We start from the raw sequence: 20257 nt of genomic DNA on the forward strand, positions 1-20257 counted from the left end.
GCCGTCGGCGCCTTTCAAACCTTCGAGTTTGCCCTCGACCACCAGCACTTTCAGGTTGCCCGTGGACAGGTCCTGCTGCGGCAGGTAGGCGCGGCTGGTGACCAGGCCTTTCTCGATGTAGCGATCGGTGATGACCTTGAGCAACTCATTGAGCTGCGGCACGCCCAGGCACTGGCCAATGTAAGGCTTGAGCAGGCGTTCGCGCTCGCCCGCGGACAGGGCGTCGGCACCTTGCAGGTCAACGCTTTTGATCGGGAAACAGCGAGTATCGGCCGGGGCCGTTGGTGCTACCGGAGCCGCCGCTTTACCGGGCAGTTCCTTGAGTTCTTCGAGACGGCGCCGCTGCTCTTCCAGCAGACGGTCCTGGCGATCACGGATCAGGTCGGTGTCACCCGGAGTGGGTGCCGCATGGGCTGCGCCGAAAGTGCCCAGACAAAATACAGCGGACAGCAGACCACGCCTCGTCCTGAGCGCCAAACCCCACATCACAGATCCCTCTAAATGGCCTTATGCCATCAACGGGGCGCGATCATAGGGTGGCCATTTAATGGCGTCAATTAAATGTATCAAATCATTTCTATTTAGACACAAACAATCAGACCTTGGTGGTCGAGGCCCCAACTGGGTTGCATGTTCATGACCGGGCCTCCCGTAGAGAGCCCCCCCTCCCAACCCAACCCATTGGTAAAGCCCCACAAACACAAACCCCGCCTTTTCAGCGGGGTTCGTTGTTTTCAACCGGTTACCACATCAGATCGTCAGGAATCTGGTAGGCCGCGTACGGATCATCCTCGTCCGGCACCTGGGCTTCGCTCAGGATGTTGAGCTGGACGATACGCTCAGGGGCCCGCTCCTGGATCTTCAGCGCCGCTTCACGGGGGATCACCTCGTAACCGCCACCGTGATGGACGATCGCCAGGGAGCCGTTGCTCAGCTTGTTGCGCATCAAGGTGTTGACCGACAGGCGCTTGACCTTCTTGTCGTCGACGAAGTTGTAGTAGTCCTCGGTGGTCAGCTTGGGCAGGCGCGAGGTTTCGATCAATTGCTTGACCTGGGCCGCGCGGGCCTTGGCCTCGACCTTTTCCTGCTGCTGGCGGTTCAGCTCCTGGTCGCGCTTGACCTTCTCGGCCTGCGCTTCCTGGGCCAGGCGCGCCTGGGTGTCGTCAGCCTCGATCTGGCCCTTGTGGACCAGGCGCTGCTGCTTCTGTTTCTCTTTGCCGACCTGTTTGGCCTGCTTCTGGTTGACCAGTCCTGCTTTGAGCAACTGGTCGCGAAGGGAAAGACTCATGGTGCTTACTCACTTGGGCAACGGCTCAGCCGCAGCTGGGCCTATTCTTTTCCTGACGTTTGGCTTCGCCCCACAAGGCGTCCAACTCTTCGAGGGTGCAATCTTCCATGGGACGGTGGGTGTCGCGCAATGCCTGTTCGATAAAACGGAAACGTCTGTCGAATTTGCCATTGGCGCCCCGCAAGGCATTTTCCGGGTCGACCTTGAGGTGCCGGGCCAGGTTGACCACCGCAAACAGCAGGTCGCCGACTTCATCGGTGATCGCCGCCGGGTCGTTGTCGGCCATGGCTTCGAGCACTTCGTCGAGCTCTTCGCGAATCTTGTCCACCACCGGCAAGGCGTCCGACCAGTCGAAACCGACCGTGGCCGCGCGCTTCTGCAATTTCGCCGCCCGGGACAGCGCCGGCAAGGCAGCCGGGACATCGTCGAGCAGGGACAGTTGCTCGGGCGCGCGGTGGTTCTCCGCACGCTCCTGGGCCTTGATCTCGTCCCAGCGCAACTTGACCTGCTCCTCGCTCAAGCGCGGCAGGTCCACGGGTGCGTAGAGATCACCGGTGGGAAAGACGTGGGGGTGACGACGGATCAGCTTGCGGGTGATGCTGTCGACCACGCCGTCGAATTCGAAACGCCCTTCTTCCCGCGCCAGCTGGCTGTAATAGACCACCTGGAACAGCAAATCGCCCAGTTCACCCTGCAAGTGCTCGAAGTCGCTGCGCTCGATGGCGTCGGCGACTTCGTAGGCCTCTTCCAGGGTGTAGGGGACAATCGTCGCGTAGGTCTGCTTGATATCCCAGGGGCAGCCGTATTGCGGGTCGCGCAGACGGGCCATAAGGTGGAGCAGGTCTTGAAGGCTGTACATCAGTGATCTCGTTCGGTTCTGTCACGACCTGGGAAACACCGCGAACTTGTAGGAGCGGCCGGTCGACGCTCGATTGCCCGCGAAGCTTTTGGCGCCCTCAAGGACGCCTTCGCGGGCAAGCCCTGCTCCTACAGTTTTGCAGCGCATTCAAGGCCGCGGATGATCAAGGGGTGCGGTTACGCCGGGTTTCGATAATGTTCGGCAACTGGGAAATCCGCCCCAGCAACCGTCCCAATGCATCCAACCCCGGGATCTCGATGGTCAGGGACATCAACGCGGTGTTGTCTTCCTTGTTCGAGCGGGTATTGACCGCCAGGACGTTGATCCGCTCGTTGAGCAGCACCTGGGACACGTCACGCAGCAGGCCGGAACGGTCGTAGGCGCGGATGATGATATCCACCGGATACGTCAGCACCGGCACCGGCCCCCAGCTGACCTGGATGATCCGCTCCGGCTCGCGCCCAGCGAGTTGCAGCACCGCGGCACAGTCCTGGCGGTGAATGCTCACGCCACGGCCCTGGGTGATATAGCCGACGATGGCATCCCCCGGCAGCGGTTGGCAGCAGCCGGCCATCTGGGTCATCAGGTTGCCGACGCCCTGGATCTGGATATCGCCACGCTTGCCCGGCTTGTAGCCGGTGGCCTTGCGCGGAATCAGTTCCAGCTGTTCGTTGCCGCGCTCCGGCTCCACCAGTTGCTGGGCGGCATTGACCAGTTGCGCCAGGCGAAGATCACCCGCGCCGAGGGCGGCGAACATGTCCTCGGCGGTTTTCATGTTGGCCTTGTCGGCCAGCTTGTCGAAATCCACCTGTGGCAGGCCAAGGCGTGCCAACTCGCGTTCGAGCAGGGTCTTGCCGGCCGCGACGTTCTGGTCGCGGGCCTGCAACTTGAACCAGTGGACGATCTTCGCCCGTGCCCGGGACGTGGTGATGTAGCCCAGGTTCGGGTTCAGCCAGTCACGGCTCGGCGTACCGTGCTTGCTGGTGATGATCTCCACCTGCTCGCCGGTCTGCAGGCTGTAGTTGAGCGGCACGATCCGCCCGTTGATCTTCGCGCCCCGGCAGTTGTGGCCGATCTCGGTGTGCACCCGGTAGGCGAAGTCCAGCGGTGTCGCGCCCTTGGGCAAGTCGATGGCATGGCCGTCAGGGGTGAAGATATAGACCCGGTCCGGCTCGATATCGACCCGCAACTGCTCGGCCAACCCACCGATATCCCCCAGCTCTTCGTGCCACTCGAGGACCTGACGCAGCCAGGAGATTTTCTCTTCGTAGTGATTGGAGCCGGATTTGACGTCGGTGCCTTTGTACTTCCAGTGCGCGCAGACCCCCAGCTCAGCCTCTTCGTGCATGGCATGGGTGCGGATCTGCACTTCCAGGACCTTGCCTTCCGGACCGATCACCGCCGTGTGCAACGAGCGGTAGCCGTTCTCTTTCGGGTTGGCGATGTAGTCGTCGAACTCTTTCGGGATATGTCGCCACAAGGTGTGGACGATGCCGAGCGCGGTGTAGCAGTCGCGCATTTCCGGCACCAGCACACGGACCGCGCGCACGTCATAGATCTGGCTGAATTCCAGGCCCTTGCGCTGCATTTTGCGCCAGATCGAATAGATGTGCTTGGCCCGGCCGCTGATATCGGCCTTGACCCCGGTGGCCAGCAATTCGTTTTCCAGCTGGTTCATCACCTCGCTGATAAAACGCTCACGGTCCAGCCGCCGCTCGTGCAGCAACTTGGCGATCTGCTTGTACTGGTCGGGCTCCAGGTAACGGAACGACAGGTCTTCCAGTTCCCACTTGATATGGCCGATGCCCAGGCGGTGGGCCAGGGGCGCGTAGATATCGAAGACTTCGCGGGCGACACGGTTGCGCTTCTCGTCGTCGGCGGTCTTCACCGCACGGATCGCGCAGGTGCGCTCGGCCAGCTTGATCAAGGCCACGCGGACATCGTCGACCATGGCGACCAGCATCTTGCGCAGGTTTTCCACCTGGGTCTGGCTGCCCAGTACCTGGGACTGGCGTGGACTGAGGCTGGCACTGATGGCGGCCATGCGCAGCACGCCGTCGATCAGCTTGGCCACCACCGGGCCGAATTTCTGGCTGACCGCGGTCAGGGGAATCTGCCCCTCGCGCACGCAGCGATACAGCACCGCCGCCACCAGCGAATCCTGGTCCAGCTTGAGGTCGGCGAGGATCTCGGCGATCTCCAGGCCAGTGCTGAAACTGGAACCGCCTTCGGGCCAGAGGTTCTGCGCCGCGTTGGTCTGTTGTTCGGCAAGCCGTGCGTATTCGCAGGCTTGTTTCAAGGCCTCACGGTCCAACGCCAGATCGACGCTCACCGTATGATCGAGCCATGCCTCGAGATTGATACTGCCGTCGGTGTTGATCGGCTGGTGTGCTCTCACCTGTACCATCTTGCTTACCTTCCCTACGACGCAGATTCTATGCGTCAAAATCGCTGACCTGTTGTAGCCCCCGCAGTCTGGCTGGGCTGGCAGAATACGGCGGCAGTCAGTCGGACCAGACGAGCATCCTAGCTCGCTTCAAATAACGCCATGGCCTCGACATGCGCGGTCTGCGGAAACATGTCGAGGATCCCGGCACGTTTTAACCGGTAGCCCTGCTTGATCAATTCAACCGTGTCCCGCGCCAGCGTCGCCGGATTGCAGGACACGTACACCAACCGTTCGGCCCCCAGGGCGGCGAGCTTGCCCACCACCTCGAACGCACCGTCACGGGGTGGGTCCAAGAGTACCGCAGAAAAGCCGTCTTTGGCCCAACCGGCATCACTCAAAGGCTGGGACAAATCGGCCTGAAAAAAATGCGCGTTATGCAGATTATTGCTCAAGGCATTGGCGGCGGCCCGTTCGACCATGGTCGCCACGCCTTCCACCGCCACCACTTCGCGCACCTGACGAGCCAGGGGCAACGCAAAGTTGCCGAGCCCGCAGAACAGATCCAGGACCCGCTCATCGGCTGCCGGCTTCAACCAGTCCAGCGCCTGGGCGACCATGGCCTCGTTGACCCCGGCATTGACCTGGACGAAATCCCCCGGCCGATACGCCAACTCCAGGTCCCAGGTCTCCAGGCGATAGCCCAGGGACAACGACGGGTCCACCGGCTGCGGGCCGTCTTCGCCATGCAACCAGAGTTGCGCATCATGGGTGACACAGAAATCCTGAAGGACTTGCAGGTCCTGCTCCGACAACGGCGCCATATGCCGCAACAACACCGCCACCGCCGAACCGCTGAACAATTCCACATGGCCGAGGGCCTGGGGTTTGCTCAAGCGCCGCAGCATAGCTGGTAATTCGCGCATCAGCGGTTGCAAGGCCTGTACCAGCACCGGGCAGTCATCGATGGCGACGATATCCTGGCTGGAGGCGGCGCGAAAACCGACTTCAAGGGTCTTGCCCTTGGCGTCCCAACGCACGGCCACACGGGCCCGTCGCCGATAGCCGAATTCCGGACCGGTCAGGGGCGCCGCCCACTCCAGGGGTTCGACGCCCGCGACACGGGACAGTTGCTCGGCGAGCATGCCCTGTTTCAGGGCGAGTTGGTCGTCGTGGGGCATATGCTGCACGCTGCAACCGCCGCAACGGCCGGCATGGGCGCAGGGCGCAGGGCGACGCCGATCACTGGCGAGGAACACCCGTTCGGTGCGTGCCTCGACCACCTTGCCATGGGCAGCCAGCACCCGCGCTTCGACTTCTTCACCGGCGAGGGCACCGGCGACGAACCAGGTGCGGCCTTCAATAAAGGCAATGCCCCGGCCGTCGTTGGACAGCCGCTCGATGGTCAGGCGCTGCTTCTTGCCCGTCGGCACTTGTGGTGCCCGGCTACCGCCAGTGGGCTGGAAGCGCAGGCCGCGTTCATGCTTGGCCATCAGTTGAGCGCGTCGTAGATGCCGGTCGACAGGTAGCGGTCGCCTCGGTCACAGATGATTGCCACCATCACCGCGTTCTCGACTTCGCGGGACAGGCGCAACATCGCCGCCACCGCACCGCCCGAAGACACACCACAGAAGATCCCTTCTTCACGGGCGAGACGACGCATCACGTCCTCCGCCTCTTCCTGGCCCATGTCGACGATACGGTCGACACGGTCGGCCTGGAAAATCTTCGGCAGGTACTCATGGGGCCAGCGGCGGATGCCCGGAATCGAGGCGCCTTCCATCGGTTGCAGACCGACGATCTGCACCTCGGGGTTCTGCTCTTTCAGGTAGCGCGACACGCCCATGATGGTCCCGGTGGTGCCCATGGAACTGATGAAATGGGTGATGGTGCCCTGGGTCTGGCGCCAGATTTCCGGGCCGGTGCTGGTGTAGTGGGCCTCGGGGTTGTCGCCATTGGCGAACTGGTCGAGCACCTTGCCACGGCCTTCGACCTGCATGCGCTCGGCCAGGTCACGGGCCCCCTCCATGCCTTCCTCGCGGGTCACCAGGATCAGCTCGGCGCCATAGGCGGTCATCGCCGCCTTGCGTTCGGCGGTGGAGTTGTCCGGCATGATCAGGATCATCTTGTAACCCTTGATCGCGGCGGCCATGGCCAGGGCGATCCCGGTGTTGCCCGAGGTGGCTTCGATCAGGGTGTCGCCGGCCTGGATCTGCCCACGCAATTCGGCGCGGGTGATCATCGACAGTGCCGGACGATCCTTGACGGAGCCCGCTGGGTTGTTCCCTTCAAGCTTGAGCAGCAGGGTATTGCTGGTGGCGCCGGGCAGGCGCTGCAAGCGGACCAGGGGCGTGTTGCCGACGCAATCGGCGATGGTAGGGTACTGCAAGGTCATGGCGTATTCGCAATCCAGACTGCGGGGGCTGACATCATACCGACAAACGTCGACGCTCCATATCACGCAAAGTATTGTGCTTATGGCTTATAGGTATAAGCCATAAGCAGCCTGTCACCTTCGATTGCCAGAATACCCGGAGAACCATCGGCCACGGACTGTTCCCCGAAGACGCGCGGCCAGTGAGGTTCAGGAGAACTTTGCGAGATTTACCCCGCCGCAAATGGCTACACTGCGCAGGTGGAGCGGGCGCAGGATGCGCGCGCCGATAATCGAAGATGGGCGTATCTGCCGGACGCTGTATCTGACGGAGACTGTTGCGTGCTTAAAAACCTGGGCATCAAAGGCCGCGTACTGCTGCTCACCCTGCTGCCAACCACGCTGATGGCGTTGGTGCTGGGCGGCTATTTCACCTGGCTGCAACAGTCGGACCTGCAGACCCAACTGCTGCAACGCGGCGAGATGATCGCCGAACAGCTCGCGCCGCTGGTCGCGCCGGCCCTGGGCCATAACGATGTCGACCTGCTGGAGCGCATCGCCACCCAGTCCCTGGAACAGGCCGACGTGCGCGCCGTGTCCTTTCTCGGCGCCAACCGCGAGCAACTGGCCCATGCCGGCCCGAGCATGCTCAACCAGCCGCCCATCGGTAACAGCAGCCACCTGCTGCAACGCACCGGCAACGATGCCACCCGCTATCTATTGCCGGTCTTCGGCCGCCACCGCAATATTTCCGGCGACGTGATCCCGGAGGAAGCGGATCGCCTGCTGGGCTGGGTCGAGCTGGAACTGTCCCATAACAATATGTTGCTGCGCGGCTATCGCAGCCTGTTCGCCAGCCTGTTGCTGATTGCCACCGGCCTGCTCGGCACCGCCTTGCTGGCCCTGCGCATGAGCCGCACGATCAACGCGCCGCTCGGCAAGATCAAGCAAGCCGTGGCCCAGCTCAAGGAAGGCAATCTGGAAACCCGCCTGCCGCCACTTGGCAGCCAGGAGCTGGATCAATTGGCCTCGGGCATCAACCGCATGGCCGAGACCCTGCAGAATGCCCAGGAAGAATTGCAGCACAGCATCGACCAGGCCACCGAAGACGTACGGCAGAACCTGGAAACCATCGAGATCCAGAACATCGAGCTGGACCTGGCGCGCAAGGAGGCCCTGGAGGCCAGCCGGATCAAGTCCGAATTCCTCGCCAATATGAGCCACGAGATCCGCACCCCGCTCAATGGCATCCTCGGCTTCACCCACCTGTTGCAGAAAAGCGAACTGACCCCGCGCCAGCTCGACTACCTGGGCACCATCGAGAAGTCCGCCGACAGCCTGTTGGGGATCATCAACGAAATTCTCGACTTCTCGAAGATCGAGGCCGGCAAGCTGGTGCTCGACAGCATTCCGTTCAATCTGCGCGACCTGCTCCAGGACACCCTGACCATCCTCGCCCCGGCGGCCCATGCCAAGCAGCTGGAACTGGTCAGCCTGGTCTATCGCGATACCCCGCTGTCGCTGATCGGCGACCCGCTACGGCTCAAGCAGATCCTCACCAACCTGGTGAGCAACGCGATCAAGTTCACCCGCGAAGGCACCATCGTCGCCCGGGCCATGCTCGAGGAAGAACACGAAGACAGCGTGCAGTTGCGCATCAGCGTGCAGGACACCGGTATCGGTTTGTCGAGCCAGGATGTCCGGGCGCTGTTCCAGGCCTTCAGCCAGGCCGACAACTCGCTGTCGCGGCAACCCGGCGGCACCGGCCTGGGCCTGGTGATCTCCAAGCGCCTGATCGAACAGATGGGCGGCGAGATCGGCGTCGACAGCACCCCGGGCGAAGGCTCGGAATTCTGGATCAGCCTGAGCCTGCCCAAGACCCGCGACGATATCGAAGACCTGCCCGCCGCACCGTTGCTCGGGCGCCGCGTGGCGGTGCTGGAAAATCACGAGTTGTCACGTCAGGCTCTCCAGCACCAGCTGGAGGATTGCGGCCTGGAAGTGACCCCGTTCAACAGCCTGCAAAACCTCGCCAATGGGGTGACCGGGGCGCACCAGACCGACCAGGCCATCGACCTCGCGGTCCTCGGCGTCACCGCCCAGGAAATGCCGCCGGAACGCCTGAGCCAGCATATCTGGGACCTCGAACACCTCGGCTGCAAAGTGCTGGTGCTGTGCCCGACCACCGAGCAGACGCTGTTCCAGCTCTGCGTGCCCAACCCCCACGGCCAGCTCCAGGCCAAGCCGGCCTGTACGCGCAAACTGCGTCGGGCCCTGGCGGAACTGATCACCCCGCGCCCGGCACGCCTGGAGCCCGTCGAGCCCCTCGGCAGCCGGGCACCGCGAGTGCTTTGCGTCGACGACAACCCGGCCAACCTGCTGCTGGTGCAGACCCTGCTCGAAGACATGGGCGCCTGGGTGCTGGCGGTGGACAGCGGTTACGCGGCCATCGACGCCGTGCAACGCGAAGCCTTCGACCTGGTGTTGATGGATGTGCAGATGCCGGGCATGGATGGCCGGCAAAGCACCGAGGCGATTCGCCAATGGGAGCATGAGCGGCAAAGCACTCCGCTGCCCATCGTCGCCCTCACCGCCCACGCCATGGCCAACGAAAAACGCGCCCTGCTGCAAAGCGGCATGGACGACTACCTGACCAAGCCCATCAGCGAGCGGCAACTGGCCCAGGTGGTGCTCAAATGGACCGGCCTGGCCCTGCGCAACCAGGGGCCGGAACGGGCCGGCGAACAGGGCCGCGTCGGCAGCGAGCTGCTGGTGCTCGACCCGGACGAAGGCCTGCGCCTGGCCGCCGGCAAGCCCGATCTCGCCGCCGATATGCTGGCGATGCTGCTGGCCTCCCTGGAAGCCGACCGCGAAGCGATTCGCCAGGCCCGCAACGCCAACGACCACAACGCCCTGATCGAACGGGTGCACCGCCTCCACGGCGCCACCCGCTACTGTGGCGTGCCGCAATTGCGCGCGGCCTGCCAGCGCAGCGAAACCCTGCTCAAGCAAGACGCGCCCAATGCCCGCCAAGCCTTGGACGAACTGGACGTCGCCATCGCTCGCCTCGCCGCCGAGGCCCGTGTCAGTGCCTGATCCATGGCAAGGGCCGGGCACGGCCCGCGTACCATGATCGTCAGCGCCCCCCCGTCACCGGATCGAAGGTCATACACCCCTGCCATTTGCGCGGCGTCTGCGTGCTAGCATACCGGCCATAATTTGGAGGACCCATGGTCGAACACGATTTCCGCTACAGCCTGATGAACCCGCAGCACACCCTGACCGAATGCCGCGCCCTGGTGCCGGGACGCTATCAGGTCACCGGCAACGGTGGCTCGATCCGCGCCGACGATGTCCTGCTGGTGACCCTCAAGGGCAGCAAGGACCTGTCCATGCGCCTGACCGTGGACACCGTTCGCCATCTGATCAATCCGCCCGGCCAATGGGTCGCGGTCGCCAAGGGGCCGGTCTTCGGCGAACTGGCGATCCACCAGTGGCAGGTCAACTGCGACAGTTGCGCCAAGGAACTGAACTTCGAATTCGCGGTGGACGCCAAGCTCGGCACCCCCGCGCAAAAACCAGCCGCCACGGCGCGTATCGCCGAGCTGGGCTGGAAGACACAGGGCGAGAAACATCTGTGCCCGAGATGCCAGGAGGCAAAGTAATGAAACGTGTGGTGATTCTGGGAATGTTGGGCGCCGGCCTGTACGGCTGCGCCGGCGAACAGGTGCACTTGCAGCAGGATCACAGCTACGTGCTGGAGTGGATCGGCGAACGTCCGTTGATCGACAACAGCCATCTGACCGTCACCCTCGGCGACGATGGCCGGGCCTATGGCACCGGCGGCTGCAACCACTGGTTCGCGCCCTACACCCTGGAGGGCGGGAACCTGAGCTTCGGCAAAGTCGGCAGCACTCGCAAACTCTGCGCACCGGCGTTGATGGAGCAGGAAAAACGCTTCCTCCAGGCGCTGGAGAATGTCCAGCGCTGGGATATCTCGCCCATCGAGCAGGTGCGTTTCTGGCCGCAGGAAGGCCAGCCGCTGCGGCTGTGGTCGGAAGAAGGCTGAAGCTCAGCCGCGCAAGGCCTTGAGCTTGGCCAATACGCCTGCCGCGGTCTGCTCGCCCATCAACTGCTCGCGAACCTTGCCCTTGTCATCGATGATGTAGGTCACCGGCAAGGCTTCGCTGCGTGGCAGGTCGAAGAAGTCCGCCGGATCCTGGGCCAGCACCGTGAAACGGATGCCCAGGGTTTCGCCGGCCTTGCGCAGGTCTTCGCCCTGCAAACCGTCGAAGTTCACCCCGAACACTTCGGTCGCCTGGCCCTTGAGCTGCTCGGACAACTTGTTCAGCTCGGGGATTTCAGTGCGGCACGGGCCACACCATTCAGCCCAGTAGTTGACCACCTTCCACTGTTTGTCCAGGCGCTCGGACGCGACCTTCTGGCCGTTCTGGTCGACGCCGTAATCGTTGCCGCAACCGCTCAGCAGCAACGCCCCCATCATCGCCAATGCGGCGGCCAATCGCCTTGCCATGTGCACAATCCCCCATCAAATACGTTATCGACTGCGACCCTTTACCTCACAAGGTTCAGGAGCGCTCGCCAGGCAGGTAGAATACCCGCCACCTTACGCAAGATGCGACCCGCACATGACCGATCTGACGCTTTATCACAACCCGCGCTGCTCGAAATCCCGCGGTGCGCTGGAACTGCTCCAGGGCCGTGGCCTCACGCCCACCGTCGTGCACTACCTGGAAACCCCGCTGGACGCCGCGCAGCTCAAGGCGTTGCTGGGCAAGCTCGGCATCGGCGCGCGGCAATTGCTGCGCACCGGCGAGGATGAGTACAAGCAGTTGAGCCTGGCCGACAGCCAGCTCAGCGAAGAACAACTGATCGCCGCCATCGCCGCACACCCCAAGCTGATGGAGCGGCCGATCCTGGTGGTCGGTGACAAGACGGTCATCGGTCGTCCACCGGAGAATGTGCTGGAGATCCTGCCGTGAGTGCACCTTACGTTCTGGTGTTGTTCTACAGCCGTAACGGTTCCACCCGCGAAATGGCCCGGCAGATTGCCCGCGGCGTCGAGCAGGCCGGACTGGAAGCGCGCCTGCGCACCGTACCGGCGATTTCCAGCCAGTGCGAAGCCGTGGCGCCGGAGATTCCCGAGGAAGGCGCGCTGTATGCCAGCCTCGATGATCTGAAAAACTGCGCGGCCCTGGCCCTCGGCAGCCCGACCCGTTTCGGCAATATGGCGGCGCCGCTGAAGTACTTTATCGACGGCACCAGCAACCTGTGGCTGACCGGTGCCCTGGTGGGCAAGCCGGCCGGGGTCTTTACCTCGACGTCGAGCCTGCATGGCGGCCAGGAAAGCACCTTGTTGTCGATGCTGCTGCCGCTGTTGCACCACGGCATGCTGGTCACCGGCCTGCCCTACAGCGAGTCGGCCTTGCTCGACACCCGTGGTGGTGGCACACCCTATGGCGCCAGCCACCATACCGGCGTCGACGGCAAGCGCGCGTTGGACGAACATGAAATCGCCTTGTGCCGGGCACTCGGCCTGCGTCTGGCGAAGACCGCCCTGAGCCTGGAGAACGGCCGTGGCTAGGAAGCCCAAGGTGTTGCCGCCCCAGGCCTGGCTGGAGCCGCGCGTGCGTTGGAGCCGTGGCCTGGCGCTGGCGTGCTTTCTCGGCCTGATGGCCTTTCTGAGCATCTATTACCTGATGTTCGCCGACCTGCACGGTGCGCGGCCCTGGGTGATCCTGTTGATCGAACTGGTGCCGTTGTTACTCTTGCTGCCGGGCATGTTGCTGGGTAGCGCGCGTGGACATTCGTTCACCTGCTATGTGGTGAACCTGTACTTCATCAAGGGCGCGTTGGCGGCGTTCGATCCCAATCGACAACTGTTCGGGGTGCTGGAGATGGCCGCGAGCGTGGCGGTGTTCTGCAGCGCGATGGTCTATGTGCGCTGGTGTCATCAGTTGAATCGGCGGTTGGCCGGAGAAGGCCAGGCTCAAGCCGTGTAGCGCCTGGACTGACGTTTTCGCGGGCAAGCCCTGCTCCTACAGGATTGTGGTGGATACAAGATTTGTGTTCGACGCAGAACTGTAGGAGCAGGGCTTGCCCGCGAAGAACGATAACGCGGTCTATCGCCCGAACCGAAATCAATGTTCTTCAATGATTGGTGGTGTACGCCAACATCATCGACAGCTGGCACATCGGCCGGCCACTCTCGGCATGCCACTGGTTGAAGGCGTCCTGCACGATCGCCAGATCCCGCAGGCTGGTGGGCACCTTGTCGACGATCTTCTGCGCATTCAGCGCCGCCACCACGTCATAGGTCGGAACGAAGGTGTCCTTGCCGACCATCCGCAGAAAACGTGGCGCCGATAGCCCGCCCAACTGATGGCCGTGCTTGGCCAGGTACTTCCACAGCCCGGTGATTTCAGTGACCGGCCAATCGGCGATCAATGCACCGAAACTGCCCTTCTCCCTAGCCACGTCCAACACCATCTGCGCATTGCGCGGCACGCTCTTGAGCTTGCCCAGGTGACGAATGATTCGCGCATCCTGCATCAGGCGCTCCAGATGCTCGGCGCCCATCAACACCACTTTCTCCGGATCGAAGCCGAAAAACACCTGCTCGAACACCGGCCACTTGGCGTCCACCAGGCTGTGCTTGAGGCCGGCGCGAAAGACCCGCAAGGCGATCATCGACAGATAACGGTCGTCCGGCAGTTCACGCAGTTGCTGCGAACTGGCCGGCACCGGTAATTCAGCCTCCAGCGCGGCGGCCGAACCAAAGCGGTTCAGGCAGTACTCATGCAACCATTTGTAATCGCGCATTCAGAGGTTCACTACGTTGACGAAGCGTGATGCGGCGGTCTCATCGATTCGAAGGTGGGTAAAGTCGAACAGGTTGCGGTCGGCCAGCTGCGATGGCACGACATTCTGCAAACCACGGAAGATGCTTTCGGTACGCCCGGGAGTCTTGCGTTCCCACTCCTGGAGCATGTCCTTGACCACCTGGCGTTGCAGGTTTTCCTGGGAGCCGCAGAGGTTGCAGGGAATGATCGGGAATTGCTTGAGGTCCGAGTAGGCCTGGATGTCCTTCTCGCTGCAATAGGCCAGCGGCCGGATCACCACGTTACGCCCGTCGTCGGCCCGCAGCTTGGGCGGCATGGCCTTGAGCGAGCCGTTGTAGAACATATTGAGGAAAAAGGTTTCGACGATATCGTCGCGGTGATGCCCCAAGGCCATCTTGGTCGCGCCGATCTCGTCGGCGAAGGTGTACAGCGTGCCGCGACGCAGGCGCGAACACAGGGAGCAGGTGGTCTTGCCTTCGGGGATCAGTTCCTTGACCACCGAGTAGGTATCCTTCTCGACGATGTGATACTCCACGCCCAGCGCTTTCAGGTAGGCGGGCAGTACATGTTCGGGGAAACCGGGCTGCTTCTGGTCCATGTTCACGGCGACGATGTCGAACTTGATCGGCGCCACTTTCTGCAAGTGCATCAGAACGTCGAGCATGGTGTAGCTGTCCTTGCCGCCGGACAGGCAGACCATGACCTTGTCACCCTCTTCAATCATGTTGAAGTCGGCGATCGCCTCACCCGCTTGGCGGCGCAGGCGTTTCTGCAGTTTGTTCTGATTGACCGAAAGAGTGCCCATAGCTCTTGCCCTAACCCTTGAAATCCGCGCGAGGTGTGTCGAAAAGCCGATTATTTTACCTATAAACCGGCGTGGGGCGAAGATGGCGCAACAGCCTCTGTTCAAGCTGGGGGTTCACAACCAAATACGACAATGCGATTACAGTCCCGCCCGACAGTTCGATTTGCTCTAAAGCGTGCGGCTCGCCCTCCCTATACTGCGATATAAGGTCGCATATAAATCCAGACCTGACTTCGGCCACTTGGCCCGCAGGCGCTCCACCGGGGGGCGATGGCAATAACAAAAGGAGTGACTGGCATGATCCATCACGTAGTCGGACTGTTCACCCACCCTGATCAGGAATGGCGACAAATCCGTGGCGACGCAGAGGAAAGCATCGGCCATATGTACCTCACCCACACCCTGATCCTGGCCGCTATCCCGGCCATTTCGGCCTTTATCGGCACCACCCGGATCGGCTGGGTCATCGGCAACCGCGCGCCGGTGATGCTGACCCAGGACAGCGCCATCTGGATGACCCTCATGTCCTATATCGCCATGCTCGGCGGTGTGGCGGTGATGGGCGCATTTATCCACTGGATGGCCCGCACCTACGACGCCAATCCGAGCCTGGCCCGTTGCGTGGCCTTTGCCACCTACACCGCCACACCGCTGTTCATCGGCGGCCTGGCGGCGCTCTACCCGCATATGTGGCTGGGGATGATCGTCGGCACGGCGGCCATCTGCTACACCGTCTATCTGCTGTACGTCGGCCTGCCGACCTTTATGAACATCCCTTCGGACGAAGGCTTCCTGTTCTCCAGCTCCGTCCTGGCCGTCGGCCTAGTGGTGCTGGTGGCGATCATGGCCTTTACCGTGATCGTCTGGGGGCTGGGCGTCGGCCCGGTGTACACCAACTGAATAAAACAAAGCCATAACTGCCAACACAGGCCGCCGCAAGGCGGCCTTTTAACGCGCCACGACCATTCGGCGCCTGGCGGATTCGGAAATCCCCGGGTTTACGGCATACTCGACGCCTCTGGAGATCCGTACAGCATGCCCGAGCAACTCAAGACCCGCGTCGAAGACTGTTTCCAACAAGCCGAATCCTTTTTCAAACGACCTTTCAAGCGTCCTGTGGTCAGCCTCAAGCTGCGTGGCCAGAAGGCTGGCGTGGCGCATTTGCATGAAAACCTGCTGCGTTTCAATCCGCAGCTGTACCGGGAAAACAGCGAAGACTTCCTCAAGCAGACCGTGGCCCACGAGGTCGCGCACCTGATCGCCCACCAGCTGTTCGGCGAACGTATCCAGCCCCATGGCGAGGAATGGCAGTTAATCATGCGCGGGGTCTACGAACTGCCGCCCAATCGTTGCCACACCTATGAGGTCCAGCGCCGCCGGGTGACTCGGTATATCTACCGCTGCCCATGCGCTGAAAGCGACTTTGCGTTTTCGGCCCAGCGCCATCGGTTGGTGAGCGAGGGCCGGCGCTATCTGTGCCGGCGTTGTCAGCATACCCTGGTGTTCAGTGGTGAAATGCGGGTGGAGTAAGTTTTTTACGTGATGGTGGCCTTACCGGCCTCTTCGCGGGCAAGCCCTGCTCCTACAGTTCTGTGGGGAACGCAGGATTTGTGTTCGACACCGAACTGTAGGAGCAGGGCTTGCCCGCGAAAGCGATAGAACAGGCGCAACAGCATCAGGCCATGACACCAGCCTCTCGCAACACCGCTATCCGCTCTTCGCTGTACCCCAGTTCGCGTAACACCTCTTCGCCATGTTCACCCAACCGTGCGCCGATATGCCTCGGCGTCGGCAACCCCTGGGAAAATTTCAACGGACAGGCCATCTGCGCCTGCGTGCTGCCATCGCCGCGGGGCACCTGCACCACCACCTCCCGGGCCTGCAACTGCGGATGCCCGACCGCCTCGCCCAAGCTGAGCACCGGCTCGACGCAAGCATCCAGCCCGGCAAACAAAGCGCACAACTCATCGAAATCACGTTGTTCAAACTCGATCTGCAACGCCTGCTTCAACGCCTGTTGCACCTCAGGCTCGGACGACAGCCCTTGAACCGCCAACTCCGCTCGCCCCAATGCCACGCACAACTGCTGCATAAACGCCGGTTCCAGACTCCCCACGGCAAACCAGCGCCCTTCCCGACTACGGTAATAGTCGTAGAAGCTGCCGCCATTGAGCATCTGCCCCTCGGGCGCAGGCGCGACCCCGCAAGCGAGAAACCCCGCCCCAGCCATGGCATTCAGGCTGAAGGCACAGTCGGTCATGCTGACATCGACGTATTGCCCCAACCCCGTCTGCTGCCGGGCGATCACCGCCGCCAGCAAGCCGATCACTCCGTGCAACGAACCGCCCGCCACATCCGCCACCTGCATCGCCAGGGGCAGCGGCCCACCCTCCCGGCGCCCGGTGTAGCTGGCCAACCCCGACAACGCCAGGTAGTTGATGTCATGGCCGGCACGATCACGGTAAGGACCGGTCTGCCCGTAGCCGGTGATCGACACATAGATCAAGCGCGGATTGATCGCCTTCAGGGCTTCATAACCCAGCCCCAGCCGATCCATCACCCCGGGACGGAACTGCTCCAGGACGATGTCATGCTCGCGCACCAGGTCATGGATCACCGCCACCGCTCCGGCCTGCTTCAAATCCAGGGCCAGGCTGCGCTTGTTGCGATTGAGCCAAGCGTGGCTGGCGGAAATGTCACGGTCGTGGGGCGGCCATAGCCGCAGCAGGTCCAGGCGCGCGGGTGATTCGATGCGTAACACCTCGGCACCCATGTCCGCCAGCAACAACGAGGCGAACGGCCCCGGCAGCAATGTCGAGAAATCCAGCAGCTTGAGTGACGCCAACGGACCTTGCATGGGCTTTCCATTTTCCAGATCGACGGATCTCCAGACTAGGCAGCCCACCACTCGGCGGCAAGCACCACAACGCTCAGAAAACCTGACACAAACGCCCAGGCATAAAAAAACCCATCCGAAGATGGGTTTTCTCAACTTACCGCTGAAGCTTACTTGACGCTTGGCGCCGAGCCTTCGGCTACGCCCAGGTCGTCCAGTGCGCGTTCGTCTTCAATACCGCGACCACCGGAAGCCAGTTCCGTGTGCAGTTGGTCTTCGTCCAGTTCCTTGACCCACTTGGCCACCACCAGGGTCGCCACGGCGTTGCCCACCAGGTTGGTCAGGGCACGGGCTTCGGACATGAAGCGGTCGATACCGAGGATCAGTGCCAGGCCGGCCACCGGCAGGTGACCTACGGCCGACAGGGTCGCCGCCAGTACGATGAAACCACTACCGGTCACGCCCGCCGCACCCTTGGAGGACAGCAGCAGCACCAGCAACAGGGTGATCTGGTGGGTAATGTCCATGTGGGTGTCAGTCGCTTGAGCGATGAACACGGCCGCCATGGTCAGGTAGATCGAGGTACCGTCGAGGTTGAAGGAGTAGCCGGTCGGGATCACCAGGCCGACGACCGATTTCTTCGCGCCCAGGCGCTCCATCTTGACCAGCATGCGTGGCAGGGCCGATTCCGAAGAGGAAGTCCCCAGTACGATCAGCAGCTCTTCACGGATATAACGAATCAGCTTCAACACGCTGAAACCGTGTGCACGGCAGATGGCGCCCAGCACCACCACCACGAACAGGATGCAGGTGATGTAGAAGCAGATCATCAACTGGCCCAGTTGCACCAGGGAGCTCACACCGTAGGCACCGATGGTGAAGGCCATGGCACCCAGCGCACCCAGGGGCGCCAGCTTCATGATCATGTTGATGATGTTGAACATCACGTGGGCGAAACGATCGATGAACTCCAGCAGCGGCTTGCCATAGGCACCCAGGCGATGCAGGGCGAAACCGAAGATCACCGAGAACATCAGCACTTGCAGGATATCGCCGTTGGCGAAGGCACCGACGATGGTGTTCGGGATCACGTTGAGGATGAAGCCAACCACGCTCTGGTCTGCGCCAGCGGTGACGTAGGCCGCGACTTTCGAAGCGTCCAGGGTGGCCACGTCGATGTGCATGCCGTTACCCGGCTGGATCACGTTGACCACGACCAGGCCGATCAGCAGGGCGATGGTCGAAACCACTTCGAAGTACAGCAGCGCGTAGCCGCCGGTCTTGCCGACCGCTTTCATGCTCTGCATGCCGGCGATGCCGCTGACAACGGTGCAGAAGATGATCGGGGCAATGACCATTTTGATCAGCTTGATGAAGCCGTCACCCAGTGGCTTGAGGGCCACGGCGGTCTGTGGGTAGAAATGGCCGAGCAGGATGCCGATAGCGATAGCTACGACCACCTGGAAATACAGGGATTTGTACAGTGGCTGACGAGTCGTCATTGCAAAGTTCCTCAAGAGATCACACGCCCGTTATCCATCAGCGGCCATGGGACCTGAAGCACGAACCCTCCTGCACCGGAGGGATTTTTGTTTTTTGTCGAACTGCGTGGGCAGACCTCTTATCTCTTCGCAAAGCCCGTGCCACTTTTACAAAATCGCGGCAAAGCCTTTAGCCATCATCCCTTGCGGGGGTTATCGCGCTCCGCCCCTATAGCATAGATGGCGGATTTCCGCCCATCCACCCCAAAGCACCCGAGGTTTTGGCGGATATCCGCCTTGTCCCTGCGTCATTTCCATGACTAACATCGGCCACCCAATGGACGGAAGCGCCCCATGCGTGAACGCAGCATCGCCAGCCACTTCGCCCGCGCCGCCCTGGAAGGGGCACGTCGGCAGGGTCACGACTGCGCGCCGCTGCTGCAACGCCTGGGCATCGCCGCGCAGTGGCTCGACGAGCCGCGGGCGCGCCTGGCGCCGGAGCAGTTCACCCAGTTGCTGCAAGGGCTCTGGCTGGAGCTGGACGACGAATACCTGGGGTTCGGCCAGAGCCGCTGCCGACGCGGCACCTTCGCCATGATGATGCATGCGCTGATTCATTGTCCGACGTTGGAAAAGGCCCTGGACCGTGGCCTGCGGTTCTACGGCCTGTTCCCCGACGCCCCACGCCTGCAGCTCAGCCGCGAAGGCGACTGCACGCGCCTGAGCCTGGATGCCTCGAACCTGTGGGACCCGGATCACTTTCTCAGCGAATGCCTGCTGGTGGTCTGGCACCGCCTGGGCAGTTGGCTGATCGGCCAGCGTATTCGCCTGCTCGAGGCCGACTTCGGTTACCCGAGGCCCGACCACGCCAGTGAATACGACCTGTTGTTTCCCTGTCCCCTGACCTTCGACGCCGCCAGCAGCAGCCTGCTGTTCAGCAGCCGTTACCTGAGCCTGCCGTTGCAACAGGATGAACGCACGCTCAAGCAGTTCCTCGGTCGCGCCCCCGCCGACCTGCTGGCCCGTCCTGACGACGGCGACAGCCTGAGCAGCCAACTGCGGCGCCTGCTCAGTCGGGATGCCAGTCGCTGGCCGGACCTGGAGGCGGTCGCCCAGCACCTGCATATCAGCCCGCAAACCCTGCGGCGGCACCTGCGCGAGGAAGGCACGAGTTTTCAGGAACTCAAGGATCAACTGCGGCGGGACATCGCCATCTACCACCTGGGCCGCAGCGAACTGTCATTGCAACAGATCGCCGAACAGCTGGGTTTTTCCGAGCCCTCGGCCTTTCACCGGGCCTTCAAGAAATGGACCGGCCTGACCCCCGGGGCCTATCGCGCCCAGGAACTGTAGAGGCGCGCCCGG

General features: G+C 62.4%; 20 protein-coding genes. 9 read left to right on the forward strand and 11 right to left on the reverse strand.

What is annotated here, in order from left to right; translation table 11 throughout:
* The 6 genes from M5B42_RS30760 to cysM form a co-directional block, all read right to left on the reverse strand.
* On the reverse strand, positions 1 to 486 hold a 486-nt coding region (locus tag M5B42_RS30760), incomplete at its 3' end, for a POTRA domain-containing protein (RefSeq protein ID WP_283099879.1).
* A gap of 256 nt (positions 487 to 742) precedes the next feature.
* Positions 743 to 1288: a DUF2058 domain-containing protein gene (locus M5B42_RS30765; RefSeq protein ID WP_218227728.1), complete on the reverse strand. Its 546-nt coding sequence runs from the start codon at positions 1286 to 1288 to the stop codon at positions 743 to 745.
* A gap of 25 nt (positions 1289 to 1313) precedes the next feature.
* On the reverse strand, positions 1314 to 2147 hold the full coding sequence (mazG, locus tag M5B42_RS30770) for a nucleoside triphosphate pyrophosphohydrolase (RefSeq protein WP_177102111.1): 834 nt from the start codon (positions 2145 to 2147) through the stop codon (positions 1314 to 1316).
* Between the two features lie 163 nt (positions 2148 to 2310).
* The gene (relA, locus tag M5B42_RS30775) at positions 2311 to 4554 is read right to left on the reverse strand and encodes a GTP diphosphokinase (protein WP_103497273.1); all 2244 of its coding nucleotides are present in this window, start codon (positions 4552 to 4554) and stop codon (positions 2311 to 2313) included.
* Positions 4555 to 4673: 119 nt separating this feature from the next.
* Positions 4674 to 6026 (reverse strand): 23S rRNA (uracil(1939)-C(5))-methyltransferase RlmD, encoded by a 1353-nt coding sequence (rlmD, locus tag M5B42_RS30780; RefSeq protein WP_248747947.1) that lies wholly within the window; start codon positions 6024 to 6026, stop codon positions 4674 to 4676.
* Positions 6026 to 6928: a cysteine synthase CysM gene (gene cysM, locus M5B42_RS30785; protein ID WP_248747948.1), complete on the reverse strand. Its 903-nt coding sequence runs from the start codon at positions 6926 to 6928 to the stop codon at positions 6026 to 6028. The genes rlmD and cysM overlap by 1 nt, the downstream gene beginning before the upstream one ends.
* Positions 6929 to 7249: 321 nt before the next feature.
* On the opposite strand from cysM, the gene M5B42_RS30790 reads away from it, so the two are divergent.
* From M5B42_RS30790 to M5B42_RS30800, 3 genes are all read left to right on the forward strand, one after another.
* On the forward strand, positions 7250 to 10003 hold the full coding sequence (locus M5B42_RS30790) for a response regulator (RefSeq protein WP_103497271.1): 2754 nt from the start codon (positions 7250 to 7252) through the stop codon (positions 10001 to 10003).
* Between the two features lie 134 nt (positions 10004 to 10137).
* The gene (locus M5B42_RS30795; RefSeq protein ID WP_103497270.1) at positions 10138 to 10572 is read left to right on the forward strand and encodes a hypothetical protein; all 435 of its coding nucleotides are present in this window, start codon (positions 10138 to 10140) and stop codon (positions 10570 to 10572) included.
* Positions 10572 to 10976, forward strand: coding sequence for an META domain-containing protein (locus tag M5B42_RS30800; RefSeq protein WP_103497269.1), 405 nt, complete (start codon positions 10572 to 10574; stop codon positions 10974 to 10976). The genes M5B42_RS30795 and M5B42_RS30800 overlap by 1 nt, the downstream gene beginning before the upstream one ends.
* Positions 10977 to 10979: 3 nt before the next feature.
* Here M5B42_RS30800 and M5B42_RS30805 read toward each other — a convergent pair whose 3' ends face one another.
* Complete coding sequence (locus M5B42_RS30805) at positions 10980 to 11441, reverse strand: TlpA disulfide reductase family protein (RefSeq protein WP_103497268.1); 462 nt, start codon at positions 11439 to 11441, stop codon at positions 10980 to 10982.
* A gap of 115 nt (positions 11442 to 11556) precedes the next feature.
* Between M5B42_RS30805 and arsC the strand changes: the two genes are divergently transcribed.
* The 3 genes from arsC to M5B42_RS30820 are packed head-to-tail and all read left to right on the forward strand — an operon-like array spanning position 11557 to position 12930.
* Entirely contained in the window at positions 11557 to 11910 is a 354-nt protein-coding gene (gene arsC, locus M5B42_RS30810; RefSeq protein ID WP_248747949.1) for an arsenate reductase (glutaredoxin), read from the forward strand.
* A complete protein-coding gene (wrbA, locus tag M5B42_RS30815) occupies positions 11907 to 12512 on the forward strand; it encodes an NAD(P)H:quinone oxidoreductase (RefSeq protein WP_177102105.1) in 606 nt (201 codons plus the stop codon). The genes arsC and wrbA overlap by 4 nt, the downstream gene beginning before the upstream one ends.
* Positions 12505 to 12930, forward strand: a complete 426-nt coding sequence (locus M5B42_RS30820; protein ID WP_177102103.1) for a DUF2069 domain-containing protein — start codon at positions 12505 to 12507, stop codon at positions 12928 to 12930. Before wrbA ends, M5B42_RS30820 begins: the two co-directional genes overlap by 8 nt.
* Positions 12931 to 13078: 148 nt before the next feature.
* Here the strand turns inward: M5B42_RS30820 and M5B42_RS30825 are convergent, their stop codons facing one another.
* Complete coding sequence (locus M5B42_RS30825; protein ID WP_152741516.1) at positions 13079 to 13750, reverse strand: DNA-3-methyladenine glycosylase I; 672 nt, start codon at positions 13748 to 13750, stop codon at positions 13079 to 13081.
* Positions 13751 to 14575, reverse strand: coding sequence for a tRNA 2-thiocytidine(32) synthetase TtcA (gene ttcA, locus M5B42_RS30830; protein ID WP_100944198.1), 825 nt, complete (start codon positions 14573 to 14575; stop codon positions 13751 to 13753).
* Between the two features lie 297 nt (positions 14576 to 14872).
* Between ttcA and M5B42_RS30835 the strand changes: the two genes are divergently transcribed.
* Positions 14873 to 15475 (forward strand): Yip1 family protein, encoded by a 603-nt coding sequence (locus tag M5B42_RS30835; RefSeq protein ID WP_100944199.1) that lies wholly within the window; start codon positions 14873 to 14875, stop codon positions 15473 to 15475.
* Positions 15476 to 15610: 135 nt separating this feature from the next.
* A complete protein-coding gene (locus M5B42_RS30840; protein WP_248747950.1) occupies positions 15611 to 16105 on the forward strand; it encodes a SprT family zinc-dependent metalloprotease in 495 nt (164 codons plus the stop codon).
* A gap of 145 nt (positions 16106 to 16250) precedes the next feature.
* Here M5B42_RS30840 and M5B42_RS30845 read toward each other — a convergent pair whose 3' ends face one another.
* Together M5B42_RS30845 and M5B42_RS30850 are read right to left on the reverse strand one after the other, a co-directional pair.
* A complete protein-coding gene (locus tag M5B42_RS30845) occupies positions 16251 to 17432 on the reverse strand; it encodes a CaiB/BaiF CoA-transferase family protein (RefSeq protein WP_248747951.1) in 1182 nt (393 codons plus the stop codon).
* A 149-nt stretch (positions 17433 to 17581) separates the two neighbouring features.
* Positions 17582 to 18913 carry a dicarboxylate/amino acid:cation symporter gene (locus tag M5B42_RS30850; protein WP_103497260.1) on the reverse strand — a complete coding sequence of 444 codons (1332 nt, stop codon included), beginning with the start codon at positions 18911 to 18913 and terminating at the stop codon, positions 17582 to 17584.
* A gap of 333 nt (positions 18914 to 19246) precedes the next feature.
* Here M5B42_RS30850 and M5B42_RS30855 point away from each other — a divergent pair, with 333 nt between their 5' ends.
* Entirely contained in the window at positions 19247 to 20245 is a 999-nt protein-coding gene (locus M5B42_RS30855) for an AraC family transcriptional regulator (protein WP_248747952.1), read from the forward strand.
* The last annotated feature ends 12 nt before the right edge of the window (positions 20246 to 20257 follow it).

This window comes from Pseudomonas sp. MWU12-2037 (assembly GCF_023242345.1).
Classification (GTDB): Bacteria; Pseudomonadota; Gammaproteobacteria; order Pseudomonadales; family Pseudomonadaceae; genus Aquipseudomonas; species Aquipseudomonas gingeri_D.